The following is a 19,224-nucleotide window of genomic DNA, read 5'->3' as shown; positions in this document are numbered from 1 at the left end:
CTGAGAGCCATGCTGCACCTCACCGCACCGGCCCCGAGCCGCACCGACATCCGTTCGCGCACGCGCGACGCCGACGGCATGGCCGTCGCGTCCTTCATCCTCGGCCTCCTCGGCCTGCTAGTCCTCAACCTCTTCCTCGGCCCGATCGCCATCGCGCTGGCGGCGGTGGCCCTCTGGCGCGGCACGTCCCGCCGCGGCCGGGCCTACCTGGGCCTGGCCCTGGGCGTCGCCGACCTGGCGGTCCTGGTGACGGCGATGGAGATCTCGGGGACGGTTTCCTGGAGCCTGTGAGGCCGGCCCACACCGACCGGTGCGGGCGGGCCCGGCCGGCTGTGCCGCCACCGGGGCCCAGGCACGAGGCGCCCCTGACGGACGGCACCCGCCGCGGCCGGGCCGAGTGCCGGGACTCGGGGCCGAGGCCGCCCGCGAGGGAGCCGTAGAATCACCTCACCATGGCTTACCTCGACCACGCCGCGACGACCCCGATGCTCCCGGAGGCGGCAGAGGAATTCACCGCCCGGTTGAGCATCACGGGCAACGCCTCTTCCCTCCACGCATCCGGCCGGCAGGCACGCCGCACGGTCGAGGAGTCCCGCGAGACCCTCGCGGAAGCGCTGGGCGCACGGCCCAGCGAGGTAGTCCTCACCTCCGGCGGCACCGAGGCCGACAATCTGGCCGTCAAGGGCCTGTACTGGTCCCGCCGCGACGCCGACCCGGCCCGGACCCGCGTGCTGGCCAGCCCGGTCGAGCACCACGCCGTGCTGGACGCCGTGCACTGGCTGGGCGAGCACGAGGGCGCGACGGTCGAGTACCTGCCCGTCGACTCCTACGGCCGCGTCCACCCCGAGGCCCTGCGCGAGGCCATCGCCCGCAACCCCGACGACGTCGCCCTGGCCACCGTGATGTGGGCCAACAACGAGATCGGCACACTCATGCCGGTCCGCGAACTCGCGGACGTCACCGCCGAGTTCGACGTCCCGCTGCACGCCGACGCGGTGCAGGCCTTCGGGCAGGTCCCGGTCGACTTCGGCGTCTCGGGCCTGGCCGCCATGACCGTCTCCGGCCACAAGATCGGCGGCCCGTACGGCATCGGCGCCCTCGTCCTCGGCCGGGAGTACACCCCCGTGCCCGTGCTGCACGGCGGCGGCCAGGAGCGGCACGTCCGCTCGGGCACCCTCGACGTCCCCGCCGTCGCCTCCTTCGCCGTGGCCGGCCGTCTCGCCGCCGAGCAGCGCGAGTGGTTCGCACGCGAGATCGGCGCCTTGCGCGACCAGCTGGTCGACGCCGTCCGTGCGGCAGTCCCGGACGCGATCCTCGGCGGCGACCCGTCCCCCGAGGGCCGCCTCCCGGCCAATGCGCACTTCACCTTCCCCGGCTGCGAAGGTGACTCCCTGCTGCTTCTGCTGGACGCCCAGGGCATCGAGTGCTCCACCGGCTCCGCCTGTACCGCGGGCGTCGCCCAGCCGAGCCATGTCCTCCTCGCCACCGGCAGCGACCCGGACCTGGCCCGCGGCACCCTGCGCTTCTCCCTCGGCCACACCTCCACGGAGGCGGACGTCGAGGCAGTGGCGAAGGCCATCGGGCCGGCGGTGGAACGGGCCCGGGCAGCGGGACTGACGTAGCGTTCGGCGATCGGCCGCGGGGGCGACCGAGCCCGGCCGCACGGCTGCTGTACCTGCACTTCGCTGTCCTGTGGCCGGTGTGCCTGTGCTTCTCCGTCACACGGCTGGTGCGCCGTGCGTGGCGTGGGGTGGCATGTGCGCCCGACCCCTCGACGTCACCCGGCCGGCGTGCCGTGCTCGGCTGTCACATGGCCTGGGCGCCGGGCCCTCGCTGTCACGCGCGTCGGGGCATGCAGCCCCCGCCGTCAGCCGGCCCGCCGGACCAGCCGCAGATACCGGTCCCAGTCCCAGTGCGGACCCGGGTCGGTGTGGTCGGTGCCCGGAACCTCCACGTGCCCGATGATGTGCTCGCGGTCCACGGGTATGCCGTACCGCCCGCAGATCGCCGCCGTCAGCCGGGCCGAGGAGGCGTACATCGCGTCGGTGAAGGAGTCGGCCTTCTCCACGAACCCCTCGTGCTCGATGCCGACACTGCGTTCGTTGTACCCCCGGTTGCCCGCGTGGAAGGCGACGTCCAGCTCCCGGATCAGCTGGGTGACCCGGCCGTCCTCACGCACGATGTAGTGCGCCGCCGCCCCGTGCTCCGGGTCCTTGAAGACCTTCACCGCCGACGCGTAGCTGCCCTGTGTGACATGGATGACCACCCGGTCCACCGGATAGTCGGCCGGCCGGTCCGCCCGCCGGTAGTTCGCCGGTGACGCCGCAACCCACCGCGCGCCCCGGAAGTCCACCGCGCCCGCCACCCGCGGCTTGTCCACCCCCGGCAGCCGCCACCACAGCCGGGACAGCTCCTCCCGGGCCAGGACGGCCGTGCCGACCGCCGCCGCGACGCCGCCGGCCAGCAGCGCCCGCCGCCCCAGCCGCCGGTCCGAGTCGTCCTTCGCCGTACCCATCGCCGCCCCCGTCGTCATGCCCGCCGTCACCTCCCCGTCACCGCCCCTGCGATCTTCAACGGATATCGGGCGGACCTGGTTCCCACGCCCCCGTACCCTGGAAGGGCTATGACTGACACCCCGCAGCGCACCCGCCCCCTCCGCGTCCTCGCCGCCATGTCCGGCGGTGTCGACTCCGCCGTCGCCGCCGCGCGCGCGGCGGAAGCAGGTCACGACGTCACCGGCGTCCACCTCGCGCTCTCCGCGAACCCGCAGTCCTTCCGTACCGGCGCGCGGGGCTGTTGCACCATCGAGGACTCCCGCGACGCCCGCCGCGCCGCCGACGTCATCGGCATCCCCTTCTACGTCTGGGACCTCGCCGACCGCTTCCGGGAGGACGTCGTCGAGGACTTCATCGCGGAGTACGAGGCCGGCCGCACCCCGAACCCGTGCCTGCGCTGCAACGAGAAGATCAAGTTCGCCGCGCTGCTGGACAAGGCGCTGGCCCTCGGCTTCGACGCGGTCTGCACCGGCCACTACGCCAAGGTGATCGTGAACGAGGACGGCACCCGCGAGCTGCACCGCGCCTCCGACATGGCGAAGGACCAGTCCTACGTGCTCGGTGTGCTGGACGACAGGCAGCTGGCGCACGCGATGTTCCCGCTCGGTGACACGGTCACCACCAAGGAGGAGATCCGCGCGGAGGCCGAGCGCCGGGGCCTGGCCGTGGCCAAGAAGCCCGACTCGCACGACATCTGCTTCATCGCCGACGGCGACACCCAGGGCTTCCTGGCCAAGCGCCTCGGCAAGGCCGAGGGCGACATCGTGGACGAGTCCGGCACCAGGCTGGGCACGCACGAGGGCGCGTACGGCTTCACCATCGGCCAGCGCAAGGGCTTGCGCATCGGCACCCCGGCGCCCGACGGCAAGCCGCGCTACGTCCTGGACATCTCCCCGGTCACCAACACGGTCACCGTCGGCCCGGCCGCAGCCCTGGACGTCAGCGCCCTCACCGCGATCAAGCCCCGCTGGTGCGGCGCCGCCCCCACCGGCCCGGGCACCTACACCGCCCAGTTGCGCGCCCACGGCGGCGAGACCGAGGTCACCGCCGAGCCGGTCGACGGCGGACTGCGCGTGACCTTCACCGAGCCGGTCCGCGGTGTCGCCCCCGGCCAGGCGATCGTGCTGTACGACGGCACGCGCGTGGTGGGCTCGGCGACGATCGCTACCACCACCCGCGTGCCGGCAGCGACGGTCTGAGCCCGCCCGACGCGCCTACCCCGCGAAGAACTCCGCCAGCACCGGTCCCAGCACCTCCGGCTCCACCATGTGGGTCTGGCCCTCCAGGGCCCGGTACGTGCCCTGGGGGACCGTCTCCGCGATCTCGCGGGACGCCGTGCGCAGCCACTCGGGGCTCGCGCCGCCCGCGACCGAGAGCACGGGGACGCCGATCGCGGCGATCCGGTCCCGCGGGAGCAGGCCGTCGCCCATGACCGTGTCGTCGTGGGCGAGGCTCGGGGCGACGGCCTCCATACCGGCCCACATCGGGGACTGCCGGGCGCCCTGGATCATGTCCTCGGCGAGGCCCGTCAGGCGCAGGAACAGTTCCACCGCGTCCCCGCGCCGGCCTTGTGCGAGCGCCTCGTTCAGCTGCTCCTTGTAGGCGGCCTCCCGCGCGGCGCCGTCCTCCAGATGATCGGCGAACGGCACCTCGTACACCGCCGCCCGGCCGACCGGAAGCCCGCTCGCCGCCGCCTCCAGGACCAGCGCGCCGCCCGACGAGACACCGAACAGCGCGGCATCGCCGCCCATGGCGTCGATCAGCGCGGCCAGGTCCTCGACCTCGCGGGCGACCGCGTACGGAGCCGTGTCCCCGCTCTCGCCGCGGCCCCGGCGGTCGTAGACGACGGTCCTGCAGCGGTCGGAGAGCCGACGGGCCAGGGGCGCCACGGTGCCGCCGGTGGACATCGCGCCACTCACCAGGATCACCGTGGGCCCCTGGCCGAACACTTCGTACGCGAGGGAGGTGCCGTCGCGGGAAGTCGTCTTCTTGTCCATGGCCGTGCAGACTGCCGCACGGCATGGGACTCATCGGTCACGACACGTCGGCCTCGTAGAAGCAGTAGTGGTCCTTGATCTCCGTCACGCCGGGCTTCGGGTCCGGGTACGCCCAGACGAGGTCGGGCGCCTCCGGCAGCGACCAGTAGGACGCCGTGCCCTTGAAGGGGCAGACGGTGTGCGTGTCGGAGGGCGTCAGCAGGTCGAGGCGTACGTCCTCGGCGGGGATGTAGTACCGCACCGGACAGCCCGTCTCGCGCAGTTCCAGGGCACGGTCGCTCTCGGCGAGCACCCGGTCGCCGTGCACCACGCGTACGTGCCGCTCGCTCTTGTCGATCGTGATCGTGTGTCCTCGGGTCATACCGGGTCAGCACCGGACGGGTCGCGCTTCTTCCCGGCCGGGAAGAAGCGGCCGGGCCGCGGACGCATGACCCCCGGCCGGGCCGGGCCCCCGTACGATCCCCGGCCGGGCCGGGCGCCGTACGGTGGAGGCCATGAACATCTGCGTCTTCCTGTCCGCCGCCGACCTCGACGAGCGCTACACACGCCCCGCGCGCGAGTTCGCGGAACTGCTCGGCAAGGCCGGCCACACGCTGGTCTGGGGCGGCTCCGACGTCGGTCTGATGAAGGTGGTCGCCGACGGCGTGCACGAGGCGGGGGGCAGGCTGCTGGGCGTCTCGGTGGAGTTCCTGGCGAACAAGGCGCGGCCGGGTGCCGACGAGATGGTGATCGCCGCCGACCTCGCCGAGCGCAAGAAGCTGCTGCTGGAGAAGGCCGACGCCGTAGTGATCATGGTAGGAGGCACCGGCACCCTGGACGAAGCCACCGAGATCCTGGAGCTGAAGAAGCACGGCCGCACCGACAAGCCGGTCGTGCTGCTGAACACGGCGGGCTTCTACGACGGCCTGCGCGAGCAGTTCCGCCGCATGGAGGCCGAGGGCTTCCTGCCCCGCCCCCTGTCCGAGCTGGTCTTCTTCGCGGACGAGCCGGTCGGGGCGCTGGGCTACCTGGAGCAGCAGGTCTTCGGCCACTGATGCGAGCATGGCGGGCATGGCTACTCATGTGATCACCGGGGCCGGTTCCGGAATCGGCGCGGCCGTGGCCCGCCGGCTGCACGCGCGCGGGGACGAACTCGTGCTGCACGCGCGCGATGCGGGCCGCGCCAGGGAGCTGGCCGCCGAGTTCCCCGGCGCCCGGACCCTGGTCGGCGACCTCGCGGACCCGGACAGGCTGTCCTGGGCGTTCTCCCACCAGTCGCTGCCGGACCGGGTGGACTCGCTGCTGCACATCGCGGGAGTCGTGGACCTCGGCGAGGTCGGCGACCTGACCCCGAAGTCCTGGCGCCATCAGCTCAACGTCAACCTGCTCGCCCCCGCGGAGCTGACCCGCCACTTCCTGCCCCAGCTCCGCGCCGCCCGCGGCCATGTGATCTTCGTCAACTCCAGCGCCGGCCTCACCGCCAACGCCGGCTGGTCCGCGTACGCCGCCTCCAAACACGGCCTGAAGGCCCTCGCCGACTCCCTGCGCCAGGAGGAGCACGGCAACGGCGTCCGGGTCACCACGGTCTACCCCGGCCGCACCGCCAGCCCCATGCAGGCCAAGGTCCACCAGCAGGAGGGCAAGGAGTACGACCCCGCCCGGTGGATGGATCCCGAGTCGGTCGCCACGACGATCGTGATGGCCCTGGACCTGCCGGGCGACGCGGAGGTTCACGACCTGACGGTCCGGCCGGGGCGCTGACCCCGGCCCAGGGTTCCGTAGGCTGCCCTGGTGAGCGAAAACAGCGTGTTCAGGTTCGCCGGCGCCACCGGAGTCGGGTCCCTTCCCGGCGGCGATGCCCGAGAGGCCGCCAAGACCGCCACCGGGTCCTTCGAGGACTTCCCCTTCCTCCCGGAGCTGCCCGCCCGCGGGCCCGGCGCCGACATGATCGGGCGTACCGCCGGGATGCTGGTCGAGCTGTACGCGCGCGTGGAGCCCAGCGGCTGGCGGATCGGGGACCGGCCGGGCCGGGACACCAGGAGGGCGCGGTCCTGGCTGGTCGAGGACCTGGACGCCCTGGAGGAGTTCACGCAGGGGTACGAGGGCGACCTCAAGGTGCAGGCCGTCGGGCCGTGGACACTGGCCGCCGCCCTGGAGCTGAGGAACGGCGAGGCCGCCCTGTCCGACCCCGGCGCATGCCGGGACCTCGCCGCCTCGCTCGCCGAGGGACTGCGCCTGCACCTCGCCGAGGTACAGCGCCGCGTCCCCGGTGCCCGGATCGTCCTCCAGCTCGACGAACCCTCGCTCACCGCCGTCCTGCGCGGCCAGGTCCGCACCGCCAGCGGCTACCGCACGCACCGGGCCGTGGACCGGCAGCTCGTGGAGGCCACGCTCCGGGAGGTCGTCGCCGTCCACGGCGCCGGACCCGTGACGGTCCACTCCTGCGCCCCGGACGTGCCGTTCGCACTGCTGCGGCGGGCCGGCGCGGCAGCCGTCTCCTTCGACTTCGCACTTCTCACCGAGCGTGACGACGAGGCGATCGGCGAGGCCGTCGAAGGCGGGACGCGGCTGTTCACCGGTGTCGTGCCGGGCACGGACGGCCCATTGTCAGACCCTGCCGGTAGCGTCATGGGTGTCAGGACGCTGTGGCGCAGGCTGGGCCTGCAACCGGGACTGCTCGCGGAGGCCGTCACGGTGACCCCGGCGTGCGGTCTGGCGGGCGCTTCCCCCGCCTACGCACGTCAGGCGCTCGCCCACTGCGTCCGGGCGGCGAGATCCCTCGCGGACAACCCTGAGTAACGGGAGGACAACACGGTGGCCGGCGACAAGCAGGCGGAGACGACGGCGGTGCCCGCCGAGGCCCGCGACAAGCACGCGCAGCTGGCGGAGCAGGTCGAGGAGCACCGCTTCCGGTACTACGTGAAGGACGCTCCCGTCATCAGCGACGCGGAGTTCGACAGGCTCCTGAAGACTCTGGAGGCCCTGGAGGAGGAGTATCCGGAGCTGCGCACCCCGGACTCGCCCACCCAGAAGGTCGCGGGGTCGTACGAGACGGAGTTCACCGCCGTCGAGCACCGTCAGCGGATGCTGTCGCTCGACAACACTTTCAACGACGACGATCTGGCCGCCTGGGCCGACCGCATCGCCAGGGAACTGGGCGACCAGGGCTATCACTTCCTGTGCGAGCTGAAGGTGGACGGCCTCGCGGTCAACCTCACCTACGAGAACGGCCGTCTCACCCGCGCGGCGACCCGCGGTGACGGCCGCACCGGCGAGGACATCACGCAGAACGTCCGTACGATCGCGGAGATCCCGGACCGCCTCGAGGGCGACGAGGTACCCGACCTGGTGGAGATCCGCGGCGAGGTCTACTTCCCCATGGAGGCCTTCGCGGATCTCAACGCACGCCGTGTGGCGGCCGGGGAGAAGCCGTACGCCAACCCGCGCAACTCCGCCTCGGGTTCACTGCGCCAGAAGGACCCGAAGGTCACGGCGACACTGCCCCTGCACATGGTCGTCCACGGCATCGGCGCCCTGGAGGGCTTCACGGGCATGACCCGGCTCTCGCAGGCGTACGACCTGCTGAAGAGCTGGGGCCTGCCGACCTCCCGGCACAACCGCGTGGTCGACGACCTGGACGGCGTCCGCGAGTTCATCGCGTACTACGGCGAGAACCGCCACTCCGTCGAGCACGAGATCGACGGCGTGGTGGTCAAGCTGGACGAGATCCGCCTCCAGGGGCGGCTCGGCTCCACCGCGCGGGCCCCTCGCTGGGCGATCGCCTACAAGTACGCGCCGGAAGAGGTCAACACCAAGCTCATCGACATCAAGGTGGGCGTCGGCCGCACGGGCCGCGTCACGCCGTACGCCCAGGTCGAGCCGGTCACGGTCGCGGGCAGCGAGGTGGAGTTCGCCACCCTGCACAACCAGGAGGTCGTCAAGGCCAAGGGCGTCCTGATCGGCGACACCGTCGTCATCCGCAAGGCCGGTGACGTCATCCCGGAGATCCTCGGTCCGGTGGCCGATCTGCGTGACGGCACCGAGCGCGAGTTCGTGATGCCGAGTGCGTGCCCCGAGTGCGGCACCGCGCTGCGGCCCATGAAGGAGGGCGACATCGACCTCCGCTGCCCCAACGCCCGCACCTGCCCGGCCCAGTTGCGCGAGCGCGTCTCCTACCTCGCGGGTCGTCAGTGCCTGGACATCGAGCACTTCGGCGAGGTGGCCGCCGCCGCGCTCACCCGGCCGCTGGAGCCGACCGACCCGCCGCTGGTCGACGAGGGCGACCTGTTCGACCTGACGGTGGAGAAGCTGCTGCCCATCAAGGCCTACGTCCTGGACCCGGACAGCGGCCTGCCCAAGCGCGATCCGAAGACCGGCGAGGAGAAGGTCGTCACCGTCTTCGCCAACCAGAAGGGCGAGCCGAAGAAGAACACGCTGGCTCTGCTGGCGAACATCGAGGCGGCCAAGGCCCGTCCGCTCGCCCGCTTCCTGAACGGGCTGTCGATCCGGCATGTGGGACCGGTGGCCGCGCAGGCCCTCGCCCGCGAGTTCCGCTCCGTCGACCGCATCGAACAGGCGACCGAGGAGGAGCTGGCGGCCACCGACGGCGTCGGTCCGATCATCGCCGCGGCGCTCAAGGAGTGGTTCGCCGAGGACTGGCACCGCGAGATCGTCCGCAAGTGGAAGGCCGCCGGAGTCCCGCTGGAGGACGCGTCGTCCGGCGAGGACGAGGGGCCGCGCCCGCTGGAGGGGCTCACGGTCGTCGTCACCGGCACGCTGGACAACTTCACCCGGGACGGCGCCAAGGAGGCGCTGCAGAGCCAGGGCGCGAAGGTGACCGGTTCGGTTTCGAAGAAGACCTCATTTGTCGTAGTTGGTGACAACCCTGGTTCGAAGTACGACAAGGCCATGCAAGCGAAGGTTCCTGTCCTGAACGAGGATGGTTTCAACGTCCTCTTGGAACAGGGCCCCGAAGCGGCGGCCGAAGTCGCGCTTCCGACCGGGGAGTAGCGGTTGAAGGCCACCCGATCGGCGCATATCAGTTGCATACGGGTGGCCCGGGCGTATTCGGGCAACCGTCGGAGACCGGTGCCCGTGGAAGCCTTCTGCGGCCTACTGTTGAGGTGTGCGCCTGCCGTGCCCAGCTGCGGCTGGGGCACCTCCGTGCGCTCCTGGGGCACGGGGAAGGTTTCTTCGACGCGGAGCTGCTGATGGTTGTCGGTCATCGGGCCGCGTGGCGTGGGCACCGCCGGCTGTGAGAGGGACGGGAATGGAACCGACCGAGAGCGCCGCGCCGGAGTCACGGCTGCGCCTGCGCCGCCGCGCGGGCGCATGGCGAGGGAGCCGGTGGACCGGGCGGGTGGCCGGCGGGCGTTCGGCCGCGCAGCCGCGCCCGGCCGGACCGGCCGCCGTCACCGAGGAGCACACAGCCCTGCCCCTGGCCGTGCAGCCCGTCCCGGGCCTGCCCGGCGCCGACACCGAACGGCACGTGTCCTGGCCGGCCCTGCCCGCGGCCGTGGTCGCCGCCGCCGGCCTCCTCCTGGGCGCCGCTTTCTACCGCGCCTACGTCGGCCACCACGCCCTCTTCCCCGGCGGCACGGTCGGCTGGTCGCTGGCCCTGCTCACCGGCATCATCGTCGGCCACCTCGTCATGCTGGGCCGCGCCCGCTGGTGGGGCGGCACCGGATCCGGCGCCGCCCTCACCCTCGCCGTACTGCTGCTGTACGGCTGGGTGCCGGCCGGCCTGGTCAGCCTCACCGTCGTCGTCCTGGTCGGCATCGCCCGCCGGCACCGCTGGCGGCAGGGCGTGCTGCACGGCGCGGTCGACATCCTCGGCATCGGCGCCGGCGCCCTGCTGCTCGGCGCGTTCGGCCGGGTCCCGAGCGCCGAGGAGCCCTGGCGGCCGGACACCTGGACCATCGCCACGGCCCCCCAGGTCGTCCTGGTCGCGGGCGCCTACCTCGCCGTCAGCCGCGGCCTGCTGTGGTACCTGCACGCGCCGCGCGGCGGCGGGGTGCCCACGGTCGCCCGCTCCGCCCTGGTCCGGCAGGGTCTGGTCGCCGTGGCGCTGCTCGGCATCGCACCCCTGCTGTGCGTCGTCGCCGACGCCCAGCCGATCCTGCTCCCCCTGTTCGCCATCCCCCTCGTCGCCCTGGACTCCACGCTCTGGATGGCCCGTGCCCGCGCCGAGGAGCAACTGCGCGACCCGCTGACCGGCCTGCCCAACCGGCAGTGGCTCCAGGAGCGGATATGGACCGCGCTCGACGACGCCGAGCGCATCGGTGCCCGCGCGGCCCTCATGCTGATCGACCTCGACCGGTTCCGTTCGGTGAACGACACCCTGGGGCATCTCGCCGGTGACCGGCTGCTCCTCCAGATAGCCGACCGGCTGCGGCTCGCCCTGCCGCGCGGCGCCGAGGCCGCCCGGCTCGGCGGGGACGAATTCGCCGTCTTACTGCCCGTCGCCGACTCCACCACGTCGGCCACGCGCGTCGCCCGCGGCCTCGTCACCGCCCTCAGCTCCCCGCTCGACCTCGACGGACTCACCCTCGTCCTGGAGGCCAGCGCGGGCGTCGCCGTCTTCCCCGACCACGCCCTCGACGCCGAAGGACTGCTGCGCCGGGCGGACGTGGCGATGTACCAGGCGAAGCGGGACCGCACGGGCGTCGAGGTGTACGAGTCCAAGCGGGACTCCAACACCCCGGACCGCCTCGGCCTGCTGGGCGACCTGCGCCGCGCCCTGGACGCGCAGGAGGTGCAGCTGCACTACCAGCCCAAGGTCCGCTTCGACGGACAGGTGGCCGGCCTCGAGGCGCTGGTCCGCTGGGTGCATCCCGAGCGCGGCAAGGTGCCGCCGGACGAGTTCATAGCGATAGCCGAGTCCTCGGGGCTGATGCCCCACCTCACCGAGTACGTGCTGGAGACCGCGCTCGGGCAGGTCGCGAAGTGGCGCGCGCAGGGGCTCCGGGTCCCGGTCGCCGTCAACGTCTCCCCGCGTGACGTCCACACCCCCGGGTTCGCCGGGTCGGTGGCCGCGCGCCTCGCCCGGCACGGGGTCCCGGCCGGGGCGCTCCAGCTGGAGATAACGGAACACGTGCTGCTGGAGGACCCGCAGCGGGCCGCCGACACCCTCGCCGGGCTCACCGGGCACGGCGTGAAGATGTCCCTGGACGACTTCGGCACCGGCTATTCCTCCCTCGTGCACCTGCGGCGGCTGCCGGTCAGCGAGCTGAAGATCGACCGTTCGTTCGTGGCCCGGCTGGCCGTCGACGCCGAGGACGCCGAGATCGTGCGCTGCACCGTCGACCTGGCCCATTCGCTCGGCCTCCTGGTCGTCGCCGAGGGCGTGGAGGACGACGAGACGTGGGAGCGGCTGCGGGATCTGGGCTGTGACGCGGTGCAGGGCTGGCTGGTCGCCGCGGCGATGCCGCCGGAGGAGGCGACCGCGTGGCTGCTGGCGCGGGGGTCCCGCGGGTGGCAGCGGCCGCCTGCAGCTCTGCCGGCCGCCGAGTAGTTTTCCCACCCGCCCGCCCGTGGCACTCGGCCGGGACGTGGCCGTTTCCCACCCGGGCTGAGCACCGTCGGCGGGTCCGGGTTCGTCGTGGCTGGGCGCGCAGTTCCCCGCGCCCCTTCGGGTGCTCGCCTCCGTTGACAAGCCGATCGGCAGTGCATGCCGGGCGGGTGCGTGTTCGTGGTGGCTGGGCGCGCAGTTCCCCGCGTCCCTTCGGGTGCTCGGCCCTGCGTTGACGGGCCGGTCGGCAGTGCAAGCCGGGCGGGTGCGGGTTCGTGGTGGCTGGGTGCGCCGGTCCCCGTGCCCCTTCGGGTGGTCAGCCCCCCGTGAAGTGGCCGGTCAGCAGCGCGAGTCGTTGTTCGTGGCCGTGTTCCGGCAGGCGGCCGCTTCTCATCAGCGTGGCAAGACCGTGCAGCCCTGCCCAGAACGTCTCCGTCAGCAGGCCCGGGTCCTCGCCCGCGGGCGCGATCGGCTCCACCGCGACGAGCAGCTCGCCGAACGCCTCCCGCAGCGGCGCCGGAGCCTCCTGCGTGGCGAACGGCAGGTCGACCAGGTGCGTGAACATCGCGTCGTACAGGGCCGGCCGGCGCCGTGCGAAGGACGTGTACGTCTCCGCCACCGCCGTCAGCGCCGCCCGGGCGCCCCGCGTCGCCGTGCGGGCCTGTCGCAGCTCCGCGGCCAGGTCGGCGAAGCCCTGCACCGCGACCGCCGCCATGATCGCGTCCTTGCCCTTGAAGTGGCTGTAGAGGACCGGCTGGCTGTACTCGATCTCGGCGGCCAGCCGGCGCGTGGTGACCGCGTCCCAGCCCTCCGCCTCGGCCAGCTCACGCGCGGCCGTCACGATCAGCCGCTCGCGTTCCGCTCGTTCGCGCTCCCGGCGCGTCTGGATCGACATGACCTCATTCTAGCAGTGCTAGCCAATCTGTCGGTGCTCTGCTAGCTTCGCTCTTGTCCCTAGCGCTGCTAGCAAGGAGAGAAGCGTGACTGTCACCGCGTACACCCTGGCCGTCCTGCTCGACCTGTTCTGCGTGTTCCTCGGCTACCGGTTCTGGTTCCAGCCCGGCCCCGCGGCGGCCGGGTACGGCGTCCCGGCCGACCCGCGCGGTGACGCCCGCGCCTACCTGTCCGTCAAGGGACTCAGGGACGGCACCTTCGGGCTGGTGGGCCTCGCCCTGCTGGCCTTCGCCGGTGCCCGGGCCGAGGCGTGGTTCATGGTCTGCGTGGCACTCGTACCGCTCCTCGACACGCTGATAGTCCTGCGCAACGGCGGTGCCAAGGCCGTCGCCTTCGGGGTGCACTTCGCCACCGCGGTCGTCGTGCTGATCAGTGCCGCACTGCTCTTCCTCGTCTGACCACGCCCACCGTCACCAGGGGGTTTCGAGATGTCGCTGTTCGTTCCGAAATTCGACGAGTCCGTGATCGTCCGGGCGGCCGAGGCGGAGGTCGTCGGCCGCGCGCCCGTCACCGTCCGGCTGCTGGCCGACAGCAGCCGGACCGGCGGCGCCCTGTCCACCCAGCGCGTCACCCTCACGGCGGGTGCCGACGGCGCCGAGCCGCACTGGCACGACGACTCCGCCGAGATGTTCTTCCTGCTGGACGGCGCCGCCGACATCCTCTCCGGCGACGACGTGGTCACCGCCGGACCCGGAGACCTGGTCGTCGTCCCACCCGGCAAGCCGCACGCCTTCGCCGCCGTGCCCGGTGCCGACGCCGACCTGCTCATCGTCATCACGCCGGGCGTCGAGCGCTTCGAGTACTTCCGCCACCTCCACCGCGTCGCGCTCGGCGAGGTGTCCCGGGAGAGCCTGCTGGCGGTGCAGGACCGGTACGACAACCACTTCATGGAGAGCGACGTGTGGGACGCCAGGCGCCCCTGACGGAGGGGCTCGGGCAAACCGTTTCACGGCCACCCGGGCCCGCCCCATAGGATTGGCCCCAATACACCCACACTCACCCCAGAGGATCGCTGCATGCCTGGCATCACGCGCGAGGAGGTCGCCCACCTCGCCCGGCTGGCGCGTCTGGAGCTGAAGCCCGAAGAACTCGACCACTTCGCGGGACAGCTGGACGACATCATCGGCGCGGTCGCCCGCGTCAGCGAGGTCGCCGACCAAGACGTACCGCCGACCTCGCACCCGCTGCCGCTGACGAACGTCATGCGGCCGGACGAGGTCCGTCCCTCGCTCACCCCCGAGCAGGCGCTCTCCGGCGCCCCGGCCCAGGAGCAGCAGCGTTTCAAGGTGCCGCAGATCCTGGGGGAGGAGTGACCGCCATGACGGACAGCAACATCATCAAGCTCACGGCCGCACAGATCGCCGAGAAGATCGCCTCGGGCGAGCTGACGGCCGTCGAGGTCACCGAGGCCCACCTCGCCCGCATCGAGGCCGTCGACGAGAAGGTGCACGCCTTCTTGTACGTCGACCGTGAGGGCGCCCTCGCCCAGGCCCGCGCCGTGGACGACAAGCGCGAGCGCGGTGAGAAGCTCGGCCCGTTGGCCGGTGTGCCGCTCGCGCTCAAGGACATCTTCACCACCGAGGGCGTGCCCACGACCGTCGGTTCGAAGATCCTGGAGGGTTGGATCCCGCCGTACGACGCGACGCTGACCAAGCGGCTGAAGGCCGCCGACGTCGTCATCCTCGGCAAGACCAACATGGACGAGTTCGCCATGGGCTCCTCCACCGAGAACAGTGCCTACGGCCCGACCGGCAACCCGTGGGACCTCACCAAGATCCCCGGCGGTTCCGGCGGTGGTTCCTCGGCCGCGCTCGCGGCCTTCCAGGCTCCGCTCGCCATCGGCACCGACACCGGCGGCTCCATCCGCCAGCCGGCCTCCGTGACCGGCACGGTCGGCGTGAAGCCGACGTACGGCGCGGTGTCCCGTTTCGGCATGGTCGCCTTCTCGTCCTCCCTGGACCAGGGCGGTCCCTGCGCGCGTACGGTCCTGGACGCGGCGCTGCTGCACGAGGTGATCGCCGGGCACGACCCGCTGGACTCCACCTCCATCGACGCCCCGGTCCCGGCGGTGGTCGAGGCCGCCCGCAACGGCTCCGTCGCCGGCATGCGCGTCGGCGTGGTCAAGCAGTTCCGCGGCGAGGGCTACCAGGCCGGTGTCATCCAGCGCTTCGACGAGTCGGTCGAGCTGCTCAAGGAGCTGGGCGCCGAGATCGTCGAGCTGGACTGCCCGTCCTTCGACCTCGCCCTGTCGGCGTACTACCTGATCGCGCCGTCCGAGTGCTCCTCCAACCTCGCCCGCTTCGACGGCCTGCGCTACGGCCTGCGCGCCGGTGACGACGGCGGCCACTCGGCCGAGGAGGTCACCTCCCTCACCCGTGAGGCCGGCTTCGGCCCCGAGGTCAAGCGCCGCATCATGCTCGGCACGTACGCCCTCAGCTCCGGCTACTACGACGCGTACTACGGCAGCGCGCAGAAGGTCCGTACGCTGATCAAGCAGGACTTCGACAAGGCGTTCGAGCAGGTCGACGTGATCGTCTCCCCGACGACCCCGACCACGGCCTTCGCGATCGGCGAGCGCGCCGACGACCCGATGGCGATGTACCTCGCGGACCTGTGCACCATCCCGACGAACCTGGCGGGCAACGCGGCCATGTCCCTGCCCTGCGGTCTCGCCCCGGAGGACAACCTCCCGGTCGGTCTGCAGATCATCGCCCCGGTGATGAAGGACGACCGGCTGTACAAGGTGGGCGCCGCCGTCGAGGCCGCCTTCGTGGAAAAGTGGGGGCACCCGCTGATCGAGGAGGCTCCGTCGCTGTGAGTGCACTGAACAAGGCCAAGGGCTTCAAGAAGTCGAAGTCCGGCACGTACCTGTCGATGGCCGGGACCGCCTTCGGCGCGTTCGGTGTGGCCAAGCAGATCAAGAAGGCGCGCGCCGAGCACGACACGCTGCGGCTGATCGACGCCACCGTGTCCGCCGTCGCCATCGTCACCGGCCTCGCCATCCTCTACCGCGAGCTGAAGCGGCTGGGCGACGACGACGTCCTGCTGGGCTGAGAGGGAAGTTTTCACCGTGACCACCACGACCGACCTGGTGTCGTACGAGGACGCGCTGGCGTCGTACGACCCCGTCATGGGCCTCGAGGTCCATGTCGAACTCGGCACCAACACCAAGATGTTCTGCGGCTGTTCGACCGCGCTCGGTGCGGAGCCGAACTCCCAGACCTGCCCGGTCTGCCTCGGCCTGCCCGGCGCGCTCCCGGTTGTCAACGCGACCGGCGTCGAGTCCGCGATCAAGATCGGTCTCGCGCTGAACTGCGAGATCGCCGAGTGGTGCCGCTTCGCCCGGAAGAACTACTTCTATCCGGACATGCCGAAGAACTTCCAGACCTCCCAGTACGACGAGCCGATCGCCTTCAACGGCTACCTCGACGTACAGCTGGAGGACGGCGAGACCTTCCGCGTGGAGATCGAGCGCGCCCACATGGAGGAGGACACCGGCAAGTCGACGCACGTCGGCGGCGCGACGGGCCGTATCCACGGCGCCTCGCACTCCCTCCTCGACTACAACCGCGCGGGCATCCCGCTCATCGAGATCGTCACCAAGCCCATCGTCGGCGCCGGCGAGCGCGCCCCCGAGGTGGCGAAGGCGTACGTCCGTGAGCTGCGCGAGCTCATCCGTGCCCTCGGTGTGTCCGAGGCCCGCATGGAGATGGGCCAGATGCGCTGCGACGTGAACCTGTCGCTGCGCCCGAACGGCACCGAGAAGTTCGGCACCCGCTCGGAGACGAAGAACGTCAACTCGCTGCGGTCCGTGGAGCGTGCGGCCCGCTTCGAGATCCAGCGGCACGCGGCCGTGCTGTCCTCGGGCGGCACGATCATCCAGGAGACCCGCCACTTTCACGAGGACACCGGGTCCACGACCTCGGGCCGCGTGAAGGAGGAGGCCGAGGACTACCGGTACTTCCCGGAGCCCGACCTGGTCCCCGTGGCGCCCTCGCGCGAGTGGGTCGAGGAGATCCGCGGCGCGCTGCCCGAACTGCCGCTGGCCCGCCGCACCCGGCTGCTCGCCGAGTGGGGCATCTCCGCCACCGACATGCAGGCGATCCTCAACGCCGGTGCGCTGGACCCGATCGTCGCCACGATCGACGCCGGCGCCGACGCGGCCTCCGCCCGCAAGTGGTGGATGGGCGAACTGGCCCGCAGCGCCAACGAGTCCGGCCGCACGCTGGACGAGCTGGCGATCACGCCGCAGCAGGTGGCCCGGGTCACCGAGCTGGTCGCGAAGGGTGACCTGAACGACAAGCTGGCCCGCCAGGTCATCGAGGGCGTCCTCGCGGGCGAGGGCACCCCGGACGAGGTCGTCGAGAAGCGCGGTCTGAAGGTCGTCTCCGACGAGGGTGCGCTGACCACCGCCGTCGAGGAGGCCATCGCCGGCAACCCGGCCATCGCGGACAAGATCCGCGGCGGCAAGGTGGCCGCGGCCGGCGCCCTGGTCGGCGCGGTCATGAAGGCCACCCGGGGCCAGGCCGACGCGGCCCGCGTCAAGGAGCTGATCCTGGAGAAGCTGGGCGTCAGCGAGGGCTGAGCCCGCCGCAGCACGGCCGTGCGACGGTCCCGGAGGACATGCCCTCCGGGACCGTCGCCGTCTCCGGGGCGCCGTCTCCGGGGCGCCGTCTTCGGGTCGTCGTCTTCGGGTCGTCGTCTTCGGGACCGTCGCCGTCTTCGCCGTCTCTCGTGCCGTCGCCGTCTCTCGTGCCGTCGCCGTCTCCCTGCCGTCGGCGTCTTCGGGGCGGTCGGCGCCGCCCGGGCCATCGCCGTCTCCGGCGTGGTAGTGGTCTCCGGTGCCGTCGGCGTTTCCGGGGGCCGTCGCCGCCGCCGTCTTCGAGGCCGCAGGGCGTGCGGGGACCGGCCCCGCATCCGGGCTGCCGGCCGGAGGCGCTACGCTCGCCCGCCATGAGTGGACGCACCGATTCCGACACCGAGCCCTCGATATCCGGGACGGACGACGCGCAGGAGACCGCGGCCGACGAGGCGGAGGAGCAGGCCGACGACGCGGAGGAGCAGGCCGGGGACGCCCGGCGGGCCCGCTGGACCGCCGCCGGCACCGGGGCGCTGCTGACCCTCGCCGGACTGGCCGCCGCACTGCTCCGGCTCACCGGCTCGGCCCCGGCCCTGGTCCCCGCCGCGTACGCCCTCGGCGCCGCCGTGTGCGCCGCCGCCGCGGTCCTCGGCCTCGGGGGCCGTACGCGCAGGGCCCTGTGGCTGCTGATCGCCGGGACGATGGTCATGGCACTCGGAGACCAGTTCGACTGAAGTGCGGGTCGGGGCAGTTGAGTCCGCCGGCGCTCGAACGACCACGACGTCCCCGGCACCGAGTCCGGCCGCGGCGCGGCTCCTGACGAAGGGTTTCCGCGAGCCCTTCCTGTCGGTGATCATGGTTTGAGTGCTCGTCGGGCTCTCCTCTCCCTGGACTACCAGGTCTTCCTGGCCGGCCGGATGTACGAGGAGTGGCCGGAGAACGGTGACAACCGGCGCGCCGGCTGGTCCGGGCCTCACCCGGACCAGCCGGACCCGAGTGCCGTGCCGCGCATGAGAGGCTCGGCCGGGTCCGGCTGGACGAACTGCGGAAGGAAGAGCGGCACGATGTACGCGACATCGCTCGGTGAGGGGGCCGAGCTGCGCCCCCTGGAGGTCTGGCACGCCGCGGAGCTCCTCGCCAACATAGACCGGGGCCGGGAGTTCATCGGCCGGCACGTCGGCCTGCCGGACGTGGTGTCCGATCTCGACGGCGCCCAGGCCTGGCTGAAGTCGTACGCGGACAAGCGGGCCGCCGACGCCGGCAGCGTGCACGGGATCTGGCTCGACGGCAAGCTCGTCGGCGGGCTGCTGTTCCGGGTCTGGGACACCCCGAGCGGGGTCTGCGAGGCCGGCTGCTGGCTGGAGCCGGCGGCGGCCGGGCGCGGGCTGGTCACCCGCGGCATGCGGGTGCTGCTCGACTGGGCCTTCGAGGAGCGCGGCATGCACCGCGTGGAGTGGTACGTCTCCTCGGCCAACGAGCCGAGCATCGGCGTGGCCAGGCGGCTCGGCATGACCCGCGAGGGCCTGCTCCGCGAGAACTACCCGCACCGGGGGGTGCGCACCAGCACCGAGATCTGGGCGGTCCTCGCGCCCGAGTGGCGAGCGGCACACGCGCGTACCGCGCACGACGATCATTAAGAGACCTCTCAGA

20 protein-coding genes are annotated in these 19,224 nt (G+C 72.2%); 16 read left to right on the top strand and 4 right to left on the bottom strand.

Annotated features, from left to right (window positions below; genetic code table 11):
- The first annotated feature begins 12 nt into the window (after positions 1 to 12).
- Entirely contained in the window at positions 13 to 291 is a 279-nt protein-coding gene (locus ACZ4SF_RS21385) for a DUF4190 domain-containing protein (protein WP_468386827.1), read from the top strand.
- A 161-nt stretch (positions 292 to 452) separates the two neighbouring features.
- Positions 453 to 1,622, top strand: a complete 1,170-nt coding sequence (locus ACZ4SF_RS21380; protein WP_468386623.1) for a cysteine desulfurase family protein — start codon at positions 453 to 455, stop codon at positions 1,620 to 1,622.
- A gap of 245 nt (positions 1,623 to 1,867) precedes the next feature.
- Here ACZ4SF_RS21380 and ACZ4SF_RS21375 read toward each other — a convergent pair whose 3' ends face one another.
- Complete coding sequence (locus ACZ4SF_RS21375) at positions 1,868 to 2,515, bottom strand: N-acetylmuramoyl-L-alanine amidase (RefSeq protein ID WP_468386825.1); 648 nt, start codon at positions 2,513 to 2,515, stop codon at positions 1,868 to 1,870.
- A 108-nt stretch (positions 2,516 to 2,623) separates the two neighbouring features.
- On the opposite strand from ACZ4SF_RS21375, the gene mnmA reads away from it, so the two are divergent.
- Positions 2,624 to 3,754, top strand: coding sequence for a tRNA 2-thiouridine(34) synthase MnmA (gene mnmA / locus ACZ4SF_RS21370; RefSeq protein WP_468386621.1), 1,131 nt, complete (start codon positions 2,624 to 2,626; stop codon positions 3,752 to 3,754).
- Positions 3,755 to 3,769: 15 nt separating this feature from the next.
- Here mnmA and ACZ4SF_RS21365 read toward each other — a convergent pair whose 3' ends face one another.
- Positions 3,770 to 4,552 (bottom strand): alpha/beta fold hydrolase, encoded by a 783-nt coding sequence (locus tag ACZ4SF_RS21365; protein ID WP_468386619.1) that lies wholly within the window; start codon positions 4,550 to 4,552, stop codon positions 3,770 to 3,772.
- Positions 4,553 to 4,589: 37 nt separating this feature from the next.
- Positions 4,590 to 4,913, bottom strand: coding sequence for a DUF427 domain-containing protein (locus ACZ4SF_RS21360; RefSeq protein ID WP_468386617.1), 324 nt, complete (start codon positions 4,911 to 4,913; stop codon positions 4,590 to 4,592).
- A gap of 133 nt (positions 4,914 to 5,046) precedes the next feature.
- Between ACZ4SF_RS21360 and ACZ4SF_RS21355 the strand changes: the two genes are divergently transcribed.
- The 5 genes from ACZ4SF_RS21355 (at position 5,047) to ACZ4SF_RS21335 (ending at position 12,044) form a co-directional block, all read left to right on the top strand.
- Entirely contained in the window at positions 5,047 to 5,586 is a 540-nt protein-coding gene (locus ACZ4SF_RS21355; protein WP_468386614.1) for an LOG family protein, read from the top strand.
- Positions 5,587 to 5,614: 28 nt separating this feature from the next.
- Complete coding sequence (locus ACZ4SF_RS21350) at positions 5,615 to 6,292, top strand: SDR family oxidoreductase (RefSeq protein ID WP_468386822.1); 678 nt, start codon at positions 5,615 to 5,617, stop codon at positions 6,290 to 6,292.
- Positions 6,293 to 6,322: 30 nt separating this feature from the next.
- Complete coding sequence (locus tag ACZ4SF_RS21345) at positions 6,323 to 7,330, top strand: methionine synthase (RefSeq protein WP_468386611.1); 1,008 nt, start codon at positions 6,323 to 6,325, stop codon at positions 7,328 to 7,330.
- Between the two features lie 15 nt (positions 7,331 to 7,345).
- Positions 7,346 to 9,541, top strand: a complete 2,196-nt coding sequence (gene ligA / locus ACZ4SF_RS21340) for an NAD-dependent DNA ligase LigA (protein ID WP_468386609.1) — start codon at positions 7,346 to 7,348, stop codon at positions 9,539 to 9,541.
- A gap of 259 nt (positions 9,542 to 9,800) precedes the next feature.
- On the top strand, positions 9,801 to 12,044 hold the full coding sequence (locus ACZ4SF_RS21335) for a putative bifunctional diguanylate cyclase/phosphodiesterase (RefSeq protein WP_468386606.1): 2,244 nt from the start codon (positions 9,801 to 9,803) through the stop codon (positions 12,042 to 12,044).
- A gap of 313 nt (positions 12,045 to 12,357) precedes the next feature.
- Here the strand turns inward: ACZ4SF_RS21335 and ACZ4SF_RS21330 are convergent, their stop codons facing one another.
- Entirely contained in the window at positions 12,358 to 12,936 is a 579-nt protein-coding gene (locus tag ACZ4SF_RS21330) for a TetR/AcrR family transcriptional regulator (RefSeq protein ID WP_468386605.1), read from the bottom strand.
- Positions 12,937 to 13,021: 85 nt separating this feature from the next.
- On the opposite strand from ACZ4SF_RS21330, the gene ACZ4SF_RS21325 reads away from it, so the two are divergent.
- The 8 genes from ACZ4SF_RS21325 to ACZ4SF_RS21290 all read left to right on the top strand — a co-directional run bounded on the left by ACZ4SF_RS21325 (position 13,022) and on the right by ACZ4SF_RS21290 (position 19,211).
- Entirely contained in the window at positions 13,022 to 13,393 is a 372-nt protein-coding gene (locus ACZ4SF_RS21325) for a DUF4267 domain-containing protein (RefSeq protein ID WP_468386603.1), read from the top strand.
- 30 nt (positions 13,394 to 13,423) lie between these two features.
- Positions 13,424 to 13,918 carry a cupin domain-containing protein gene (locus ACZ4SF_RS21320; protein WP_468386601.1) on the top strand — a complete coding sequence of 165 codons (495 nt, stop codon included), beginning with the start codon at positions 13,424 to 13,426 and terminating at the stop codon, positions 13,916 to 13,918.
- Positions 13,919 to 14,011: 93 nt separating this feature from the next.
- A complete protein-coding gene (gene gatC / locus ACZ4SF_RS21315) occupies positions 14,012 to 14,308 on the top strand; it encodes an Asp-tRNA(Asn)/Glu-tRNA(Gln) amidotransferase subunit GatC (RefSeq protein ID WP_004925108.1) in 297 nt (98 codons plus the stop codon).
- Between the two features lie 5 nt (positions 14,309 to 14,313).
- The gene (gene gatA / locus ACZ4SF_RS21310) at positions 14,314 to 15,813 is read left to right on the top strand and encodes an Asp-tRNA(Asn)/Glu-tRNA(Gln) amidotransferase subunit GatA (protein ID WP_468386599.1); all 1,500 of its coding nucleotides are present in this window, start codon (positions 14,314 to 14,316) and stop codon (positions 15,811 to 15,813) included.
- The gene (locus ACZ4SF_RS21305) at positions 15,810 to 16,049 is read left to right on the top strand and encodes a hypothetical protein (protein ID WP_020942391.1); all 240 of its coding nucleotides are present in this window, start codon (positions 15,810 to 15,812) and stop codon (positions 16,047 to 16,049) included. The genes gatA and ACZ4SF_RS21305 overlap by 4 nt, the downstream gene beginning before the upstream one ends.
- A 16-nt stretch (positions 16,050 to 16,065) precedes the next feature.
- Positions 16,066 to 17,580 (top strand): Asp-tRNA(Asn)/Glu-tRNA(Gln) amidotransferase subunit GatB, encoded by a 1,515-nt coding sequence (gene gatB, locus ACZ4SF_RS21300; protein ID WP_468386595.1) that lies wholly within the window; start codon positions 16,066 to 16,068, stop codon positions 17,578 to 17,580.
- A gap of 368 nt (positions 17,581 to 17,948) precedes the next feature.
- Positions 17,949 to 18,308, top strand: coding sequence for a hypothetical protein (locus tag ACZ4SF_RS21295; protein ID WP_468386592.1), 360 nt, complete (start codon positions 17,949 to 17,951; stop codon positions 18,306 to 18,308).
- 330 nt (positions 18,309 to 18,638) lie between these two features.
- Positions 18,639 to 19,211, top strand: a complete 573-nt coding sequence (locus ACZ4SF_RS21290) for a GNAT family N-acetyltransferase (RefSeq protein ID WP_468386819.1) — start codon at positions 18,639 to 18,641, stop codon at positions 19,209 to 19,211.
- Positions 19,212 to 19,224: the final 13 nt, after the last annotated feature.

The organism is Streptomyces sp. NPDC027663 (assembly GCF_055566415.1).
Note: the sequence above shows the minus strand (reverse complement) of the source record. Positions and strands in the feature narration are given on the sequence as shown.

Excerpts from the sequence above, each read along its gene's own strand:
- ACZ4SF_RS21380 (WP_468386623.1), top strand. The coding sequence starts at position 453 with ATGGCTTACCTCGACCACGCCGCGACGACCCCGATGCTCCCGGAGGCG.
- ACZ4SF_RS21290 (WP_468386819.1), top strand. The coding sequence starts at position 18,639 with ATGTACGCGACATCGCTCGGTGAGGGGGCCGAGCTGCGCCCCCTGGAG.
- ACZ4SF_RS21375 (WP_468386825.1), bottom strand. The coding sequence starts at position 2,515 with ATGGGTACGGCGAAGGACGACTCGGACCGGCGGCTGGGGCGGCGGGCG.
- ACZ4SF_RS21295 (WP_468386592.1), top strand. The coding sequence starts at position 17,949 with ATGAGTGGACGCACCGATTCCGACACCGAGCCCTCGATATCCGGGACG.
- ACZ4SF_RS21365 (WP_468386619.1), bottom strand. The coding sequence starts at position 4,552 with ATGGACAAGAAGACGACTTCCCGCGACGGCACCTCCCTCGCGTACGAA.
- ACZ4SF_RS21335 (WP_468386606.1), top strand. The coding sequence starts at position 9,801 with ATGGAACCGACCGAGAGCGCCGCGCCGGAGTCACGGCTGCGCCTGCGC.
- ACZ4SF_RS21320 (WP_468386601.1), top strand. The coding sequence starts at position 13,424 with ATGTCGCTGTTCGTTCCGAAATTCGACGAGTCCGTGATCGTCCGGGCG.
- ACZ4SF_RS21360 (WP_468386617.1), bottom strand. The coding sequence starts at position 4,913 with ATGACCCGAGGACACACGATCACGATCGACAAGAGCGAGCGGCACGTA.
- mnmA (WP_468386621.1), top strand. The coding sequence starts at position 2,624 with ATGACTGACACCCCGCAGCGCACCCGCCCCCTCCGCGTCCTCGCCGCC.
- ACZ4SF_RS21330 (WP_468386605.1), bottom strand. The coding sequence starts at position 12,936 with ATGTCGATCCAGACGCGCCGGGAGCGCGAACGAGCGGAACGCGAGCGG.
- ACZ4SF_RS21355 (WP_468386614.1), top strand. The coding sequence starts at position 5,047 with ATGAACATCTGCGTCTTCCTGTCCGCCGCCGACCTCGACGAGCGCTAC.
- gatA (WP_468386599.1), top strand. The coding sequence starts at position 14,314 with ATGACGGACAGCAACATCATCAAGCTCACGGCCGCACAGATCGCCGAG.
- gatC (WP_004925108.1), top strand. The coding sequence starts at position 14,012 with ATGCCTGGCATCACGCGCGAGGAGGTCGCCCACCTCGCCCGGCTGGCG.